Raw genomic sequence first — 18298 nt, forward strand, 5'->3', positions numbered from 1 at the left:
AGGACGTCGTCATCGAGCCCTGGGGCGCAGCACTGTGAGCAGATAAGCGCAGAGCAGAGCGGTCAGCGACAACATCAGCGCACTGCCCACAGGTTGGGCGATCATGCGCAGTCCCGCGGCCAGAACACGCTCCGCCCCGAACGGCCAGTGCACGAGGGCCAGATCACGAAGCCTCGACGGAAGTCCCGCCGCCGTTCGCACAGATGGTCCTTCCAAGGCCTTCTGTACGAGCGGCACGACGAGGACCGGAACGGCGAGTACGGCGGCCAGCCCGGCCGTCGTGGACCGAAAGACACCGGCGGCCAGCACCCCTGCCCAGGCGCAGCCCACGACGAGCGCCAGCCAACTCGCGCTCGTCGAAAGCCAGTCGGCGGGAACCTCGGTGAGCTCTTCTCCGTATACAAGGTGGAGCAGCACCGCGTCGGAGGCGACGACGAGGAAGGCCAGCGAGACGGCGACGGCCGCTGCGACAACGAGTTTCGCGCAAAGAAGCCCCAGGCGACGGGGGACGGTGCCACGGTCGGCGGCGAGCGCGGGGTGACGGAACTCGTCGCCGAACGCGAAGGCCCCGAGCAGCCCCGCACCCAGGGCAGCCGGCGGAAGCGGTAGCCCCTGGGGCCAGGCGGCCAGCAGGTGCGCCTGCGGGGTGTGACCGGTCCGCGCGAGCAGTACGGCGACGATCGCGGAGGCGACGAGGACGGCAGCCGCGGTGAGGTAACCGGTGGCGATGCCGGTCGCCCGGCGGACCTCGTAACGCAGCGGACGGAGCGGGCTGGGTGCGGGGTGGATCGTGATGGGGGGCGGGAGGGGGGAGAGGGGCCGGGCGGGGGCGGGGATTGAGGGAGTCCTGGGGGCCTGGGCGGCCCGTTCGTCGCGCGGCGGCGCCGGGGCCGAGGAGGAGGCCGCGGAGGAGACGCCACCAAGGTCCGCGTCGGCGCGGAGCACTACGAAAGTGCCCGTGGAGTGCGGGGGTTCCTGAGCGGAGGGAGCGTGTGCCTGCGCCGGCGCCATCGGTGCGGCGGCTTCTTCTTCCGACGGCTCCATGGCTGGAGGAGGCTCGTCCGCTACGGACGACGCATCCACGACTGCCATCTGGGGCGCGGCCGGCTCTACCTCCCGGACTTCTTCAGTGCGCGCCCGCGCCGGAACGCTCACCGCAGGCCCCGCATCCCCGACCTCGTCTGCGAGTTGGTGGACCAGGATGCTGTGGCGGAACGCGGTCTCGCCGACGTCCGCGCAGTTGCTGCCGTATACGGAGAGTCGGTTGCCGTCCTCGTTCACGACCTCGACGGAACGCTGTGTCGCGCGCGCTTCCCTGGCCAGCAGGACACCGAGCCGGGCCGCATGTGGGCTGCGGACGGCGACGCGGGGGCGCAGCCTCGTGCGGGAGAAGTCCGCGACGCCCTGGTCCGCGATGACGCGTCCCGCCTCCAGGGTGACCACGCGGTCAGCCGTCCGCGCCGCTTCCTTGGCGTCGTCGGTGGTGAAGAGCACCGTGCCGCCGAGCGACGCGTGGGCCCGCAGGATGCCGTGCAGCCACTTGCCCTCGCGCGCCGAGAGGCCGCCCGCGGGCCCGTCGAGGACGAGCGTGTGCGGATCCGCGAGAAGCGCGCAGGCGAGGCCGAGGCGCCGGTCCATGCCTCGCGAGAGCGTGCCGAGCCGCTGCTCCCGCAGGCTGACGATGCCGACGACTTCGAGGACCTCGTCCGCACGCTGCACCGGCACGCCTGCGGCCGCGCACAACATACGCAGTTGTCCGCGTACGGTGCGGGACGGATGCCCCTGGACCTCGCCGAGCAACACGCCGACTTCTCGGGAGGGATGGGGGATGCGGTGCAGGGGGCGGCCTCTGAAATGCGTGATTCCACGGCCTTGTTGGAGTTCGAGCATCAGCCGGACCGCCGTCGTCTTGCCGGACGCGCGAGCGCCGAGCAGCGCCGTGACGCGACCCGTCGGCGCCTCGAAGGACACGTCGTCGACAGCGGGCGGGAGCTCCTGGCGGGGATTGCTGGTCAGTCCGAAGGCCTGGATCATCGCTTCTCTCGCAGGATGTGCGACCGCTCGGCGGCCGGGGCCCGTCCGCCGAGCGGGGACGGACGAACCCCGTGGGTACCAAAGAAAGATAACGCGACATTTCCGACTTTTCGGTCAGGGTGGAGCCCCGGGTGTCCCTTGCGCGGCGCGGGCGGGCAGAGCCCGGAGGTCAGGCCCGGTCAGCTCCGGGTCACACCTCGGGGCGCAGCATCGGCGGGTTGAGCAGCGTCGCGCCACCCGCCCGGAAGAGCTGGGCCGGCCTGCCGCCCTGGCGGGTGGTGGTCCCCCCGGTGGGCACGAGGAAGCCCGGGGTGCCCGTCACCTTGCGATGGAAGTTGCGCGGATCCAGCGCGACGGCCCAAACCGCCTCGTACACGCGCCGCAGCTCGCCGACCGTGAACTCCGGCGGGCAGAAGGCCGTGGCGAGTGACGAGTACTCGATCTTCGAGCGCGCGCGCTCCACGCCGTCCGCGAGGATCTGGGCATGGTCGAAGGCCAGAGGTGCCACCTGCTCGCCCTCACGCCCGTACCCTTTCTGGTTCAGCAGGTCCTCCACGGGCGCCCAGCGCGCACTGTGCGCGTCGCCGCCCGCACGCGGTGCCGGCAGATCCGGCGCCAGGGCCAGATGAGCGACGCTGACCACGCGCATACGAGGATCGCGCTTGGGGTCGCCGTAGGTGGCCAGCTGCTCCAGGTGCGCGCCGTTGACCTGGTCCGGATCCGCGGGATCATGGGCGCAGAGCCCGGTCTCCTCGATCAGTTCGCGTGCCGCGGCCGACGACAGGTCCTCGTCGTCCCGGACGAAGCCGCCGGGGAGTGCCCATCGCCCCTGGAACGGCGGTTCGCCTCGCCGTACCGCGAGCGCACAGAGCGCGTGCCGGCGCACGGTCAGCACCACCAGGTCGACGGTGACTGCGAAGGGCGGGAAGGCCGACGGGTCGTAGGGCGACATGCCGTGATCATAGTCGTCTTCCTGACGATAAACACTCCCTTCGCGATCGTCGATCAAGGCCATCTTCGAAGTTCCCGAGGTGGGACCCCGCCGAACTTCCGAACCCACGTCCGCGCCGGTCACACCCCCAACTGCAGCCCGTCGGCCGCCTCCTCGACCATGGCGAGACCGAGCCTGCTGACCCGCACCGAGAACGGGGCGCCCGCGACCCGCAACCCGGCCAGTCCGATCTCCCCCAGGGGTGCGCTGCGCATCGGTCTCAGCGTCACCGTCCCGGCAGGCGCGTCCGGCCGGAGCCCGACGAGGGCGGTGAGGAGCTGCACCCCCGACGCCGCTGCGGTTGCCGCGGGTCTGCAGGCCGCCGGATGCGGAAGCGGGGCGCCCCCTTCAAAACGTTGCTCCCCCGCGTACATCTCGGGCAGCCGGAACCCGAAGGCCTCGGCCGCGGACAGGATGCCTCGCAGCAGGGAGCTCGACTCCTTCTCGTAGCCCGCAGCGGCCAGGCCGCCCACGGCCAGCGCCGTCTCCTGCACCCGCACGGCTCCGCCACGGTGCCCGAACGGGTTGTACGACGCTTCCCGTGCGCCCAGGCTGCGCAGACCCCACCCCGAGTCGAGCGCCGGACCGCCCAGGAGCCGCGCGAGCTGTTCCGTCTGCACCTTGTCGAGAAGGCCCGGCGCCATCAGAGCGCCGCCGAGCAGCCCTGTGTCGAGGAGGTGGGCCGCGGCGCTGCCCAGGTGGGGTAGGAGTCGCCCGTCAGGTGTGCGGGCGGCAGCGGGCCGGCCGCCTCCACGGTCCTCGACCCAGAAGTCCTCTCTGAACCTCGTCCGCAGCGCTTCAGCCCACTGGCGCAGTTCCAGGGCGCCTGGTCTGCCATGGGCGTCGAGGAGATCCGCGCCGAGCAGGGCGGCCCGGTGGGCGTGCGCCTGGGTCTCACAGCGCAACGGGCCTCCGGGGCCGGGGTCCGCCAGGTACGCCCCGTCGCCGGCGGCGGTCCGCAGCCACTGCAGGCAGCGCCCCGCCGTGGGCAGCAGCTCCGCGACCTCCTGCTCGGGAAGGCCCCAGCGTCTCGCCTCCGCGAGGAGCACCGGAAACAGGAGCGTCGCTTCGGTTCCGGTGCAGCCGGGCGGCAGATGCGGGCCGGCGTCCCTCAGCGGGCCGGGAATCATCCCCGACTCCCGTCCCGTTCCCAGGAGTTGGGTCCGAGCGAGGGCTCTGAGCGTGCCCGCAGCCAACCTCGTCCCCAGAGGGAGCGCCATCCGCGCGGCCGCCAACGCCTCGGCCGGAGCCAGACCGCAGCGCCAGGGCGCGCCGGCGGCGAGGTAGAGGTCCGAGGGGGACGCCGGGTCACGCAGCAGCAGCGCGTGCAGGTCCTCTGTAGAAGTTCTCAGCAGCCGGCCCACTCGTGCGTCGTCCCCAGCCGATTCCGCCACGGCGAGCGGGCGTACGGTGCCATGCCCGACCGGCCTGCTCGCCGCCCCACCGTCGGCCCGTACCCGTAGTTCGACACTCCAGGTGCCGCCCGGAGGCAGGTCGAACTCCCAGCGCAGCAGCCCGGCGGAGGCGAGGGCGTCGCGGGGCGGCGGGGCTGCGGTGACAACGGCGTGGCCTGCCGAGGACGACCACCGCATGCCGGAGTCGTGGACGGTGGCGGACAGTTCACGCCCCGGCCGTCCGGCCGCCACCGCTCCCAGCTCGGCCAGATCCGTACCGAGCGCGACCTCGACCGGCAGTCGCAGCGGTCGGGTGGCCGAGCTGCGCAGCGTGATGCGCTCCGTGCCGTCGGCATGCCGGAGCCGTTCGACCATGATGTCCGGGTCGGGTCCGCCGTCCACGACAGGTCTCAGCGTCGCCACGAACCGGGCCCGGTCGGCGGCGACCATGCGGGCCTGCACCGCGATCGGCTCGCGCCCCGCAACGCGGAGCAGGCAGCGCGACAACAACCGGCGCCCCGCGCGGTAGAACCCTTCCAGTCCGTCGCCCGTCAACTGCCCTTGCTGCGAGGAGATCGCGAGCGAGGGCAGCGCCACGCAGATCAGCGTCGTGTGTGCCGGTGGCAGCTCCGCGGAGCGCCGGGGAGCCGGGGTGTTCGCGCGACCGGCGTGCGCATGTGGCGGCGGAGTGTCACGGGTAGCGGGTGGAACCGGGGCCGGACGTTTGCGGCGGGCTGGGGAGATCGCCGACGTCATTGCTTGAGCGGATGGCACTCCCGCGACGACGGTTGACGGCCCCGCCACGACGGTTGACGGCCCCGCGGTCTCGGATGGGGCTTCCAGCCTCAACGCCGCGGACTCCGCGAACGACACTCCAACGGGCGCGGTCGATACCCCAGCCGGTGGAGGAGGCGAGATCTCCACGGCGATTCCGGCCTGGTCCGCTCCTCCGACGAGGCGCTCGACGAACGAGTCCTCCGAAGGGCTCTCGAAGGAGCCCTTGAACGAGCCTTCGGGCTCCGGCGCTCGTGCGGCTGAAGGCATCACCGCCGCCCCGCCCCCGCACGACCGGCCGTACCGGTCTCGCAGGGCGGGCCGCCGGCACCTGGTGGGGCGTCCTTCTCCAGGGCGAGCACCACGGGTACGGCGCAGGTCAATAGGGCGGACACGGTCGACGACGCGGGGGGCGGCATGGGGTGGCTCCTTCCGTGCTGGGCGCGCGCGAGGCGCCGATGGCGCTCCGAAGGGTCGGCGGGGAGACGGCGGCCCGGCCCGGTCAGAGGCTGCGCCACAGAGGTGAACGGGCCTGCCCCACCCCAGGTCACGCCCGCGGCGCAGGAAGCCGAGCAGCCGATGCCCCATGCCCGTCCCCGGCTCCCCCGCCCCGGTCGGTGCCCGCTCGGCCACAGAGGCGGGCCCACGGGACCTGCGCCACGAGCCGGCACTCATCCGTCCCGCCTCGTCCCCTGCCGGCCCACGCGGCGACGCCCTTGTGGTCGCCGGGGTGCATACGCCCCGGCCTGGGAAGGTCCCTTGCCCGCCCCTGCGCGTCGCGATCCGCGGCGGCGCAGAGCGGCCTCCAGAGCCCGCGTCACCCGATCCTCGGCCTGTTCCCGAGAGTCCTCGGCGCTCGGCCGCCCAGGGGATCCTGCGCCGTTGCGGTCAGCGGCGCCTTTGCCCTTGACACCGGTGCTGCTACCGGCGCCGGTTCCTGCACCTGCCGCCGCTCCTGCCCCGGCTCCGTCGAAGGTCCTCTGGGATTTCGCCTCGGACGGCGTCACGTTCCGCTCGTCCCGTGTCTTGCGCAGGCTGCGCCGCACCGGCTCCGGATCCAGGTCCGCGCTGCACGCCTCCATGAGGAGCCGGGCGAAGACGTACCGCGGGTCCGCGGCCAGAGCCATGTCCAACGCCTCGCCTGCCTCCACGCGGTCGCCCAGGGACCACGCGACCCAGCCGGCGAGCGTCAGCGGCGCCGCTGCGTGCTCGCCGTACGGGCCCACGCAGCGCCGGGCCAGCGCTCGCCAGAGGCGCAGAGCCAGCGGCGCCTCGTCGCCCTCCATCCATTCGGCAGCGTGATCCCGGGTCAGCCGGTCCTGGAGGCCGAGGATCAGCCTGGCCGCCTCGTCGTGCGCGAGCTGCTCGTCGTCCCTGAGGTCGGATTCCAGCGTGCCGTCACCGGTCGGCAGGTGCCCGAAACGGCTCCAGACCCGCCGTGCGAGATCGAGCGTCTCGTCCGCGACCTCGGCGCGCGGGACTCCGGCGAGAATCCTGGGGACGAGAGCCATGGCCGCGGCGTCCAGCGCATGCTCCTGCTGTGGCACGGCCGCCGTCTGCCACGGCGTGAGCCGGGCCCTCATCTCCCTCAGCGGGCGCCTCACTTGGATGCCCGCATAAGTCATCGCGGCCGCCGTGACGGACGTACCGGACGCGGCCAGCGGTGTGCCGTCGGGCGGGCAGCACTCCTCGACCGGGCAGCTGTACGACCAGAAGTGATCGTCCGAGATGCAGAGGGCCTCGACCACGGGCACATCGAGGCGGCCGCACGCCAAACGCAGCATCTGTGCCAGCGGTTGCAGGCGCTCCCTGATCTGCCGTCCGGTCTCGGTGGTCTTCGGATCCCGGCACAGGAACGCGACGATGCCGTCCGGCGTTCCGTCCTTGCGCTCGCATCTGCCGATCAGGCACTTGGCCATCTCCTCCGCGACGGACGGCCAGTCGCCGGGGCGCTCGGGGATTCCGAGTCGCACGCGGCCGCCGAAGCGTCCGCGGTGCAGGGCGACGAGCACGATGCTGTCCTCGGGCTTGAACCCCAGCAAGTACGGGAGCGCTTCGGCCAGTTCGGAGGGGTTGCGCAGGGTGATCTGTTCCGTGCCGGGTGCACCGGCTGCTTCGCTGTGATGCGTCATGTGACGACCATGCCGCGGATCTCAAAATTCCGTTTTGACCTGTGGATAACCCGGATCAGGGACACGACAGGAGTTGTCCACAGGCCAGCAGGGTCACTCGCGTGAAACGACCCATCAGGTCATGCTTGTCCAGGGTGAGTTGGCTGTTGTCGACGGGAGGGCCCGGAGTCCGCCGGTTCGACGGGCGACTGGCAGGCTTCTAGGTCGAATCACCCAACGTCGGTTGCAGCGAGCGCTGCTGGTCACGCCACCTCAGCCCAAGGCACCGAAACTGATGCCAGGTCAGTGGCAGGGCACAGAGGGGTACTTCAGGCGTGAGGCACACGCCGAGATCACGCGAGGCCCCCGCTCTCGTCACCGTGTGACGCTCAGCCCTGACTGGTCACATGCCTCAGCCCGCCGCGGCCAGGACCAAGGGCAGGACCTGCTCGCTCCCCGCCTTCCGGAGCAGCCGCGCAGCGACCGCAAGAGTCCAGCCGGAGTCCATGTAGTCGTCCACGAGCAGGACGGGACCGGGAGCGCCGGCCAGGGCGGCGGCCAGGTCGGCAGGAACGGTGAAGGTGCCTGACAGGGCCCTGAGACGCTGGGCGGAATTGCTGCGGCGTACCGGGTGTACGTCCTCCGGCCCCGTGTACGCCAGCGTGCCGAGGAAGGGGAGGCGGCCGATGGTCGCGATTCCCTGGGCGAGCGACCCGACCAGTTGCGGCCGGGTCAGGGACGGCACGGCGACGACTCCCACCGGTCGGGCAGAGGCGTCCGGAACGGTCGGCGCCCAGCCCCCGGGCGAGCGCGCCCAGTCGGCGATGACCGCCACCGCGGCCTTCAGGACGTCGTCGGGGACGGGCCCGTCGGACGCGTTCTCTGCCAGCAGCGGGCGGAGTCGGTTGCCCCAGCCGATGTCCGAGAGCCGTCCCAGGGCGCGCCCGGTGGAGCACTGTTCCTTGGCCGGGATGCGCCCCTTGAGGTCGATGCCCAGCGCGGGCATCCCCGTCGGCCACATGCGGCGCGGCTCGACCTCCACCCCCGGGCGGTCCAGCTCTCTGGCCGCCCCCGTCAGCACTTCCGCCGATACCGAGGAGTCGGCCCAGGCCCCCGCGCAGTTGTCGCAGCGGCCGCACGGAACCGCACCCTCGTCGTCCAACTGCTCACGCAGGAACTCCATCCGGCACTGGGACGTACTCGCGTAGTCGCGCATGGCCTGCTGCTCGGTCGACCGCTGCTTGGCCACCCACGCGTAGCGCTCGGAGTCGTACACCCAGTCGGCCCCCGTGGCCGTCCAGCCGCCCTTGACCCGCTTGACCGCGCCGTCCACGTCCAGCACCTTCAACATCGACTCCAGACGGCTGCGCCGAAGATCGACTGCCGCCTCCAGGGCGGGCACGGACAGCGGACGTCCCGCGCCCTCGAGAGCCGAGAGGGTCTGCCGCACCTGCGGCTCGGGCGGGAAGGCCGTATCGGCGAAGTAGCGCCAGATGGCCTCGTCCTCCTTGCCCGGCAGCAGCAGCACATCGGCGTGGGCCACACCGCGGCCCGCACGTCCCACCTGCTGGTAGTAGGCGATCGGCGAGGACGGCGAGCCGAGATGGATCACGAATCCCAGGTCCGGCTTGTCGAAGCCCATCCCCAGCGCGGAGGTCGCGACCAGAGCCTTCACCCGGTTCTCCTGGAGGTCGATCTCGGCCTGGAGCCGGTCGGCGTTCTCCGTCTTGCCCGTGTACGAGGCCACGTTGAAGCCGCGCTGGCGCAGGAACGCCGTGGCCTCCTCGGCCGCGGCCACCGTCAGCGTGTAGATGATGCCGGAGCCCTGAAGCTCGTCGAGGTGCTCGGCGAGCCAGCCCAGACGGTGCGCAGCGTCCGGCAACCGGACGACGCCCAGGCGCAGGCTTTCCCGATCCAGGGGGCCGCGGAGCACCAGCGCTTCGCCGGCTCCCGTGCCCAGCTGATCTGCGACGTCCGCCGTGACCCGCGCGTTCGCCGTCGCGGTGGTGGCCAGTACCGGCACACCGGCGGGAAGCTCGGCCAGCATGGCCCGCAGCCGACGGTAGTCCGGCCGGAAATCATGGCCCCAGTCGGAGATGCAGTGCGCCTCGTCGACGACGAGCAGTCCCGTCGTGGCCGCGAGCTTGGGCAGGACCTGATCACGGAAGTCGACGGAATTGAGGCGTTCCGGACTCACGAGGAGGACGTCGGTCTCGCCGCGCTCGACCTCCTCGTAGATCGTGTCCCATTCCTCGGGGTTCGCCGAGTTGATGGTGCGCGCCTGGATGCCGGCCCGCGCCGCCGACTCGACCTGGTTGCGCATGAGCGCGAGCAGCGGCGAGATGATCACTGTGGGACCGGAGCCACGCCGCCGCAGCAAGGCCGTGGCCACGAAGTACACCGCCGACTTGCCCCAGCCGGTGCGCTGCACGACAAGGGCACGGCGGCGCTCCTCGACCAGGGCCGCCACCGCCTGCCACTGATCCTCCCGAAGGCGTGCCGAACCCCCCGGATCGCCGACCAGCTCAGCGAGGATGGCGTCGGCTTCGGCACGCAGCTCCTGGTTACTCATGCCCCCATGCAACCCCACACCACTGACATCGGCCCAATCCCCTGCCGTGATGATCACCGCGGCCCCGTCCGCCCGGCCGCTCGGAGGGTGTCCCACCAGGCGCCGAGCGCTTCTTGATTCCATGTCCAGGAGCGCCGGATCAACGAGGTCGGTCGGTGTTACCGCTGGTCCTGGCCGGGAACCGTGATCCTGGCGTCGCAGGCTGCTGCATTGGGCAGGGATATAGGCGACGCTTCCCCAGATACCGGCCGCCGGCCCCAATTGCTCGTTGCCGCAAGCCAGTGCGAAGGGAAGAATTGGAATCGCTCCCGCGCGGCTCGATCGTGGTCCGGTAGGGCTGTGCCGCGGTGCGCTCCCACAGTCCGACCCCGCCCGCAGTATGGGCGCGTAGCCGAAGGGAGGACCGTGACCTTCGGATTCGCTCCGTCCTCGGCGGCATCGTTGTCGACGTCATCGACGCGTGCCGACATGTCCGCCGACTCCGCCAATCAACTCGCCAGGATGCTCGAACCCGCGGAATGGGCCGCGGCGGGGATACCGCTGCTGCGCAATCCGCGCGAGGTCGTCAGCGGCCTGCACGCCCGGCACCGCCCCAGGCCCCAGACCGCCGTCGTGGCCGTTCTCGATACGGAGGAGCGGCTCAGGGCCAGCGCGTCGTTCAGCCGGCGCGCGAGCGCGGCGGACGGCTGGGTGTTCCGCAACGCGCTGCTCACGCACCTGCGCCGGGTCATCCCGCACGACCTCCGACGCCGTACACCGGCGCGAACAGCCGTGCTGCTCTACTGCCGTGAGGGCGACGCGCATTGGACGGAGGAGGACGGTGCGTGGATGTGGGGGCTGCGGGACGCGTGCACACTTCATGGGCTGCGCTGCGGGGCGTACATCACCATGACGCGGGACGGCTGGCAGGTACTCGGCGAAGGGCGCGGTGGCAGGCGACCGAGCCTGGGATCGACGCCCGAAGCGTACGAGGGCACCGGTGAGCCGCCACTGCCGCGCGCAGGAGGAGCCGCGTCAGAGGTACTGCGCCGCGCGGCTGCCCGCTGAGAGCTGCCGCGAGAACGAGCCCGGCCGACGCGAGCCCTGCCGACACGAGCCCTGCCGACACGAGCCGCTGCCGACGCGGGCCGCAGACACACGGCGCCGCCGACCGCCCGCGGAACCGTCGAGCGGTCCGGGCGGCCGGCGTGCGGCGTGTCAGACTCCGGCGCCCAGCAGGGAGTTGATCCGCTGCGGGTCGCCGCACACGATCAGCAGGGCGCCCGCCCGGCCGAGGGCGAGAGGCAGAGCGGTGGCGGCCGCCTCGTCGGCACCGCCGTTCAGCGCGACGACGACCACAGGCCGCTTCGCAGCGCGCTCGGCGGCCCCGGCGTCGGCGTAGAAGACGTCGTCACCGGCATCGTGCTGCGCCCAGTAGGCGACGTCGCCGAAGGACAGCTCGTGCGTGGCCCACGGGTGCGGGTCACCGGTGGTGATCACCAGCACCTCGCCGGGCGCGCGGCCCGAGTCGAGGAGCAGGTCGACGGCTTCCTCCGCGGCGTCCAGGGCACCCTCGACCGAAGCCGGGATCAGCTGGACCTGCGGCTGCGCGGTCGCGTCCGACGGGGCGGGCGCGGTCGGCACGGCAGCGGGAGCGGCCGGAGCCGAAGGCCCCGGCTTGGCGGCGGACACCGACTCGCGCGACGTGCGCTGCGCGGGCGGCATCGGCCGTGCGGGACCCGGGCGTCCGGGTCGCGGCGGCGCCGCGGGACGCGGGCCGGGTACGGGGCGGGGGGTCGGCGCGTTGCGGCCGCTGGGGGCCGAAGTGGCGCGGGGACCCTGGGCACTCTCGTGAATCTGAGACTCCTCGGGAAGGAGAGGCATGAGCTGATGTCTATCAAACGCCGGTGCGAGTGGCTCCGGCGGGTGGCACATGAGTGCGAACGGAAGATCAGAAGTCGAAGCCGAGCTGGCCTTCGATCTCCGGAACGTTTCCGTCCGCCCAGCTGCGGGCCTTCTTGAGGTGCCGCCACTGGGGCAGCGCATCAAGATACGCCCACGTGAGCCGGTGGTACGGGGTGGGCCCCCGCAACTCCAGCGCGGCCTTGTGGACCGGCGACGGATAACCGGCGTTGTCCGCAAAACCGAAGTCTGCATGTTCGATGCCCAGTTCGGCCATCATTTTGTCGCGCCGAACCTTGGCGATCACCGATGCCGCGGCGACGGCCACACAGGACCGGTCGCCCTTGATCACCGTGCGGACCTGCCAGGGAGCACCGAGGTAGTTGTGCTTGCCGTCGAGGATGACCGCGTCCGGACGGACCGGAAGGGCCTCAAGGGCGCGCACCGCGGCGAGGCGCAGAGCGGCCGTCATCCCCAGCTCGTCGATCTCCTCGTGAGAGGCGTGCCCGAGAGCATGTGCCGTCACCCAGCTCTCCAGCGTCTCGGCGAGCACATCGCGCCGCTTCGGGCTGATCAGCTTGGAGTCGGTGAGACCTTCGGGCGGTCGGCGCAGCCCCGTGACGGCGGCGCACACAGTGACCGGTCCCGCCCACGCACCACGACCGACCTCGTCCACACCGGCGACGATCTTGGCTCCGGTGGTGGCGCGCAGTGAGCGCTCGACGCTGTGAGTGGGTGGTTCGTACGGCATGGCGCCAGATAGCGTACGCCGCCTCGACCCCTCAGCGACACCCGGTACGACCAGCCCGGTCTCCACAGGCGGGACCCGGGGGCAGGAACCTGCGGTTCACGGCCGACCGGACGGAGGCGCGACCCCTGGCACCAGACCCGAATCCACAGCCGAGCCGCCGGCGTCACCCCCGCGTCACGCCCCCGCCGGCCGCAGCAGCGGAACCATCACTTGATCGATCATCTCCGTGAGATCACGCTCGCCCCATTCGCTTGCGCACACCTTCGACCGGTACATCATCATCGCCGGGATGACATCGCAGACGTATGCGTCCATGGCGCCGGGGCGCACCTCCCCCCGCTCGATCCCACGGCGTACGACCTCCTTGATCAGTTCGACGCTCGGCTCGACGACACCCTCGAAGATCACCTCATGGAAGCGCTGGGCCGTCGCGGAGTCGCATTCGTGAAGCACCGACCGCAGAGCGAAGCCGGGGCGTGAGTACATCGCCTCACGCATCAGGCGGCACAGCTCGATCAGGTCCTCCCGGACGCTGCCGCGGTCCGGCGCTCCGTCGAGCCTGGGCAGCGCCGCCTGGAGGGCGTCCGCGACGAGCTCCTCCTTGGAGGGCCAGCGGCGGTAGACGGCGGCCTTGCCCGTCTGCGCCCCGGCGGCGACGCCTTCCATCGTGAGGGCGTTCCAGCCGACCGTACTGAGCTGCTCCAGCGCGGCTTCCAGGATGGCCCGCTCCAGGACGGGGCCACGCCGGCGCAGGGTGGCCGTCCGAGCGGGGGCGGCCGTCCAGCGCGAAGTATCCATCGTCTTCTCTCCGTTGGGGATCCGGGTGTTCAAGGCAGCTTCTTCAGTGAACGGTTGCGTTCACTGATGGGGAGTCACTACCGTTCGGTTCGACAGTGAACGGTTGCGTTCACTAACGCACTTGTGGGGGATCCATAGTGTCAACCTCTCAGTTAACTCAAGATCAGAAACCGGACAAGGCCAGGAAGCCGGGGGCAGCACGCCGGGCGGGGCACCCCGGCATAGCCCTGGCGGTCATCGCGGCCTGCCAACTCATGGTCGTACTGGACGCGACGATTGTGAACATCGCGCTCCCGCATATTCAGGACGCGCTCAAGTTCTCCACGACGGACCTCACTTGGGTCGTCAGCGCGTACACGCTCACCTTCGGTGGTCTGCTGCTTCTCGGTGGCCGCGCGGGCGACATCCTCGGTCGCCGCCGGGTCTTCATGTCCGGCATCCTGCTCTTCACGCTGGCCTCCCTGCTCGGCGGACTCGCCCAGGAACCCTGGCAGTTGCTGGCGGCCCGGGCCCTGCAGGGCGTCGGCGGCGCGATCGCGTCGCCCACCTCGCTCGCCCTCATCACCACGACGTTCCCCGAAGGCCCCGAGCGGAACCGCGCGTTCGGCGTGTTCGCGGCCGTCTCCGCGGGCGGCGGCGCCGTCGGCCTCCTCGCCGGCGGCATGCTCACCGAGTGGCTCGACTGGCGCTGGGTGCTGTTCGTGAACGTACCCATCGGCATCCTCATCGCGGTACTGGCGCCGATGTACATCAACGAGTCCGAACGGCACCCGGGACGCTTCGACATCGCGGGCGCGCTCACCTCCACGGCGGGCATGGCCTCGCTCGTGTACGGCTTCATCCGCGCGTCGGAGGAGGGCTGGCGGGACAGCGTCAGCGTGGGCTCGTTCGTCGCCGCGGTGGTGCTGCTGCTCGCCTTCGCGTTCATCGAGAGCCGGGCGAAGGAACCCATCACTCCGCTCAGGATGTTCGCCGACCGCAACCGCTCGGGCACCTACGTGATCATGCTGAGCCTGGCAGCGGCGATGTTCGGCATGTTCTTCTTCATCGTCCTGTTCGCGCAGAACGTACTCGGCTACACGCCGATCGAGGCGGGCCTCGCCTTCCTCCCCGTGACGGTCGCGATCATCGTCGGCGCCGGCCTGTCCCAGCGACTGCTTCCGGTACTCGGCCCCAAGCCGTTCATGATGACCGGCGCGACACTCGTCCTGCTCGGCCTCGGCTGGCAGACGTTCATCTCGCCCGACAGCTCGTACGCCGGTGGGGTGCTCGGCCCGATGCTGCTGTTCGGCCTCGGCATGGGGCTCAACTTCGTGACGCTCACCCTGACCGCCGTCTCCGGAGTCGCCCAGCACGAGGCCGGCGCGGCATCCGGGCTGCTCAACGCGACGCAGCAGGTGGGAGGTTCACTCGGTCTCTCCATCCTGACCACGGTCTTCGGCACGGCCAGCCGGAACGAGGCCAAGGACCAGATCCCGTCCTTCATGGCGCAGGCCACGCCCGAGCAGAAGGCGGAGTTCGCCAGGACCCACCAGCTCCCGGCTCCCTGGAGTCACCAGGTCCTGGCCGAGGGCATCTCGACCGCGTTCATTCCGGCCGCGGCGATGGCGCTGCTCGCCCTGGCCGTCGCCGCTGTGGTGATCCGGGTGCGCAAGAGCGACCTGGAAGCGCTCGCGGGTACCGCGGGTGCGGCCGGGCCGGCGGGCGGCTGACGGGGGAGCCGCCCGCCACGTGAGGTGGATGCCGGGCCGCCCAGGTACCGAAGGCGGCCCGGCATCCGCCACGCCACGTGAGGCAGTGAGCGAGCCGCAGGTCAGACCGGCAGGCCCGGCGCCCATTCCGGCAGCGGCTCGGTCCGCCGCAACCACTCGTCTGCCGGAGCGCCACCCGGGCCGGAAGCGACCACTCCGCCCACGATCGCGCACGTCGTGTCCATGTCGCCGCCGACCTGCGCCGTGTCCCAGAACGCGCGCTCGAAATCGCCGAGTCCGCGCGCCGCCGACCACAGGGCGAACGGCACGGTGTCGTGGGCCGTGGTGCGCCGGCCGCAGCCGAGAACCGCGGCCACCGTCCCCGCGTCGCCGTAGTCGAGCATGTCCCTGGCCCGCCGGAGCCCCGCGCCCACCGCACTGCGCGGCACCAGCGCGATCACGCCGTCGAGGAGCGCCTGCGGCGTCGGCGGTCCTGCCGGATCGGCCACGATCGCGGCGGCTGCGGCCACGGCCATGGCGCCGACCACGGCCTCCCGGTGCTGATGCGTCGGGTAGGCGGAGATCTCGGCCTGATGCGTGGCCTGCTCCGGATCGTCCGCGTACCAGGCGCCGAGCGGGGCGATCCGCATCGCCGCGCCGTTGCCCCAGGAGCCCTGGCCCTTGAAGAGCGCGGAGGACAGGGCGCGCCAGTCGCCGCCCTCGCGGATCTGCCGGAGCAGCCGGTTCACCGCGGGGCCGTAGCCCCGGTCGAAGTCGTGGTGCTCCGCGAAGGACCGGGCGAGCACGTCCTGCTCGATACGGTTCTCGGCGGCCAGGACCGCCACCACGGAGCACGCCATTTCGGTGTCGTCGGTCCACTGCCAGACGCCGTCGGGCAGTTCGCGGCGCTGGAGCAGCGGGTAGTTGGCGGGCACGAAGAACTGGGAGCCCAGCGCGTCCCCCACCGCCAGGCCGCGCAGGCTGGACAGGGCTCGGTCAAGCCGCACATGAGGAGAGGAATCAGCGGTCATCGCCCTGCCACTCTAACCGGTGACTCCGTACGGCTCGGGATCACGCCATCGTTCGAACGGCCGGTCCAAGGTGTATTTGCCGTCCTCCCCGAGAACGAGTGCCCGCGTCTCACCGTTCCCGGGATTCGACAGACATTCGAAGTCGGCGACGGTCCAGTGGAACCAGCGCATGCAGAACAGCCGCATGGTGAGCCCATGGGTGACGAGGAGGACGTTCGACGGGTGGTCGTGCGCCTCGAAGCTCCGGTACAGACTCTCCAGAAAAGCACCCACACGGTCGTACACGTCGGCACCGGACTCGCCTTGGGCGAAGCGGTAGAAGAAGTGGCCGTAGGCGTCGCGGTACGCCTTCTGAAGACGCACGTCGTCCCGGTCCTGCCAGTTTCCCCAGTCCTGCTCCCGCAGCCGAGGCTCCTCGCGCACCCGTACGAGTTCGGGGTCGAGCCGGAAGGCGCGGAACGTCTGGTGCGTGCGCCGGTAGGGCGACACGTACACACTCACCCGCTCACGGCCGAAGAGCTCGCGCAGGTACTGCCCTGTCTCGTCCGCCTGCCGGTGCCCCGTCTCCGTGAGGGCCAGGGCGTGGTCGGGCTCGCGTTCGTAGACGGTGTCGTCGGCGTTGCCCTCCGACTCGCCGTGCCTGACAAGGACAATGCGCCGCGGTCGTGCCATGCCGAAACCCTAGATCGGAAGGGCCCGGTTCGAGCACCCGTACGGGCTCCATCCGGCGTATGTCACACCTGGTGGCCCCTGTCCGTGGGCGATCCGGCTCATACCGTCCAGGAAGGTTCCAGCTGAACGATGTCCCCCGCGATCCCTGCGATGTCGGTCTCCGTCTGGGCACGGGTCGAGAGCCGCTCCACACGTTCGGCCTGGTACTTGCCGTGCTCGGCCACGGAGTGCCACATCGAAAGGATCAGGAACTCGTTGCCCGGCGCCTCACCGAACAGTCCGCGCACCATCCCCGGGGAGCCGGCCATCGCGGGGTTCCAGACCTTCTCCTGCATGAGCGCGAAGTGTTCCTCGCGGTCCGCGTGCACCCGGCAGTGCGCGAGGCGCACCGTGTCCGCGTCCGTGAAGCGCGGCTCGAAGCCCGTCTTCACGTCGAACCGGTGGTCGAAGAGCTTCACTTGGATGTCTTTGTACGTGCCCGACTGGGCGGCGGCGAGCCGGTCGTGCGAGCGCGCCATGAAGGAGTCGTAGAAGGCGCGACTCTCCCAGAAACCGAGAACATGGGCCACTCCCGGCCGATTTCTGCTCCAGCCCCCGCCCTGTCCCCGGAACCCTGGCTCCCCCAGAAGCCCCGCCCACTTCCGCTGCCCCCGCTCGAACCCGCGTCGGTCGGTCACGGTGCAGCGAATCCACTTGACCAGCACCGCGCCATCGTACGGCCCACGACGTGGGTTCGGTCACGCTCCGGCGCCGTGCATCCGGATCAGTCGTGCCGCGTCCTCGCCACTCAGTTCGATCCCGAACTCCTGGGCGAGCAGGTCGATCAACTCGCCTTCCCCTACGTCCCGTTCGTCCCGAGTGCCGTCAGGAAACTCGACCGACATCCGCATGTCGATGAGTGAGCGCTGGGTGTCGACGGCTGCACGCTGGACTACGGGGCGGTGGATGAAGGCGGACCGCGGATGCGTCGACGTGTAGTGGTTCATCACCACGTAGTCGACGGGACGGCGCTCCTCCAGGGTGAAGGCGTAGATCTCCTCCCAGCCGCCGGGGCGCAGGCTCCTCAGGACCAGAACGCCGCTGTCCTCCGGCACGAGGCCGAAGGTCCACGGCCCCTGACGCACCTCGATCCCGGCCCTCAGGGGGATCGGTTCGCGCAGCCCCTGGGCGCCGAAGCCCACGTCGCACAGCCACTCCTGGCCGTCCTCCACGGTGACGCGGGTCAGCATGTGGGTGACGGCGCGAACCGTCGTGGCGCCCACCCGGACTCGCGCCCCAAGTCCCTTCACGGAGTAGCCGATTCGCTCCAGGGCCGCCGCGAAGAGCAGGTTCTGCTCGTAGCAGTAGCCACCGCGGCGCTGTCGTACGAGCTTCGCCTGGAGGGCGGCGAGATCCAGGTCCACCGGCCGCCCGAGCATGATCTCCAGGTTCTCGAACGGGATCGACGCGATGTGCGCCCGGTGCAGCGCGCGCAGCGTCTCCAGGTCCGGTTTCACGTCTCCCGTGAAGCCTGTTCGCGCCAAGTAGGCGTCGAGATCCAGCTGTTCCCCGTTCCAGGTCATGGTCATGGTCACGATCGTAGGACGTAGCGTGTCCGT

Annotated in this window: 15 protein-coding genes; 2 read left to right on the forward strand and 13 right to left on the reverse strand. The window is 71.0% G+C overall.

Annotation, left to right across the window (positions count from 1 at the left end; all coding sequences use genetic code 11):
• Positions 1-9: 9 nt before the first annotated feature.
• The 6 genes from OHO83_RS14610 to OHO83_RS14635 all read right to left on the reverse strand — a co-directional run bounded on the left by OHO83_RS14610 (position 10) and on the right by OHO83_RS14635 (position 9876).
• Positions 10-2034, reverse strand: coding sequence for an ABC transporter ATP-binding protein (locus OHO83_RS14610; protein ID WP_330279588.1), 2025 nt, complete (start codon positions 2032-2034; stop codon positions 10-12).
• Positions 2035-2224: 190 nt separating this feature from the next.
• Positions 2225-2986: an NUDIX hydrolase gene (locus tag OHO83_RS14615; protein WP_329437719.1), complete on the reverse strand. Its 762-nt coding sequence runs from the start codon at positions 2984-2986 to the stop codon at positions 2225-2227.
• A gap of 119 nt (positions 2987-3105) precedes the next feature.
• Complete coding sequence (locus OHO83_RS14620; RefSeq protein WP_330279589.1) at positions 3106-5016, reverse strand: glycogen debranching N-terminal domain-containing protein; 1911 nt, start codon at positions 5014-5016, stop codon at positions 3106-3108.
• Positions 5017-5462: 446 nt separating this feature from the next.
• Positions 5463-5612, reverse strand: coding sequence for a hypothetical protein (locus OHO83_RS14625; RefSeq protein ID WP_330279590.1), 150 nt, complete (start codon positions 5610-5612; stop codon positions 5463-5465).
• A 252-nt stretch (positions 5613-5864) separates the two neighbouring features.
• Positions 5865-7325: a DUF4192 domain-containing protein gene (locus OHO83_RS14630; protein ID WP_330279591.1), complete on the reverse strand. Its 1461-nt coding sequence runs from the start codon at positions 7323-7325 to the stop codon at positions 5865-5867.
• Between the two features lie 391 nt (positions 7326-7716).
• Complete coding sequence (locus tag OHO83_RS14635; protein WP_266674906.1) at positions 7717-9876, reverse strand: RecQ family ATP-dependent DNA helicase; 2160 nt, start codon at positions 9874-9876, stop codon at positions 7717-7719.
• Between the two features lie 405 nt (positions 9877-10281).
• Here OHO83_RS14635 and OHO83_RS14640 point away from each other — a divergent pair, with 405 nt between their 5' ends.
• Entirely contained in the window at positions 10282-10923 is a 642-nt protein-coding gene (locus OHO83_RS14640; protein ID WP_329433792.1) for a hypothetical protein, read from the forward strand.
• Between the two features lie 150 nt (positions 10924-11073).
• Here the strand turns inward: OHO83_RS14640 and OHO83_RS14645 are convergent, their stop codons facing one another.
• From OHO83_RS14645 to OHO83_RS14655, 3 genes are all read right to left on the reverse strand, one after another.
• Positions 11074-11739 (reverse strand): hypothetical protein, encoded by a 666-nt coding sequence (locus OHO83_RS14645; RefSeq protein ID WP_266674904.1) that lies wholly within the window; start codon positions 11737-11739, stop codon positions 11074-11076.
• 67 nt (positions 11740-11806) lie between these two features.
• Positions 11807-12508: a ribonuclease HII gene (locus OHO83_RS14650; protein ID WP_266674903.1), complete on the reverse strand. Its 702-nt coding sequence runs from the start codon at positions 12506-12508 to the stop codon at positions 11807-11809.
• 174 nt (positions 12509-12682) lie between these two features.
• The gene (locus OHO83_RS14655; protein WP_266674902.1) at positions 12683-13306 is read right to left on the reverse strand and encodes a TetR/AcrR family transcriptional regulator; all 624 of its coding nucleotides are present in this window, start codon (positions 13304-13306) and stop codon (positions 12683-12685) included.
• Between the two features lie 137 nt (positions 13307-13443).
• On the opposite strand from OHO83_RS14655, the gene OHO83_RS14660 reads away from it, so the two are divergent.
• A complete protein-coding gene (locus tag OHO83_RS14660; protein ID WP_329433793.1) occupies positions 13444-15018 on the forward strand; it encodes an MFS transporter in 1575 nt (524 codons plus the stop codon).
• Between the two features lie 101 nt (positions 15019-15119).
• Here OHO83_RS14660 and OHO83_RS14665 read toward each other — a convergent pair whose 3' ends face one another.
• The 4 genes from OHO83_RS14665 to OHO83_RS14680 form a co-directional block, all read right to left on the reverse strand.
• Complete coding sequence (locus OHO83_RS14665) at positions 15120-16028, reverse strand: ADP-ribosylglycohydrolase family protein (RefSeq protein ID WP_329433794.1); 909 nt, start codon at positions 16026-16028, stop codon at positions 15120-15122.
• 12 nt (positions 16029-16040) lie between these two features.
• On the reverse strand, positions 16041-16700 hold the full coding sequence (locus tag OHO83_RS14670) for a histidine phosphatase family protein (protein WP_266674899.1): 660 nt from the start codon (positions 16698-16700) through the stop codon (positions 16041-16043).
• 98 nt (positions 16701-16798) lie between these two features.
• Entirely contained in the window at positions 16799-17404 is a 606-nt protein-coding gene (locus tag OHO83_RS14675) for a YdbC family protein (protein ID WP_266674898.1), read from the reverse strand.
• A 33-nt stretch (positions 17405-17437) separates the two neighbouring features.
• A complete protein-coding gene (locus OHO83_RS14680) occupies positions 17438-18268 on the reverse strand; it encodes an arylamine N-acetyltransferase family protein (protein WP_330279592.1) in 831 nt (276 codons plus the stop codon).
• Positions 18269-18298: the final 30 nt, after the last annotated feature.

The organism is Streptomyces sp. NBC_00569, assembly GCF_036345255.1.
In the GTDB taxonomy this organism is placed as follows: Bacteria; Actinomycetota; Actinomycetes; order Streptomycetales; family Streptomycetaceae; genus Streptomyces.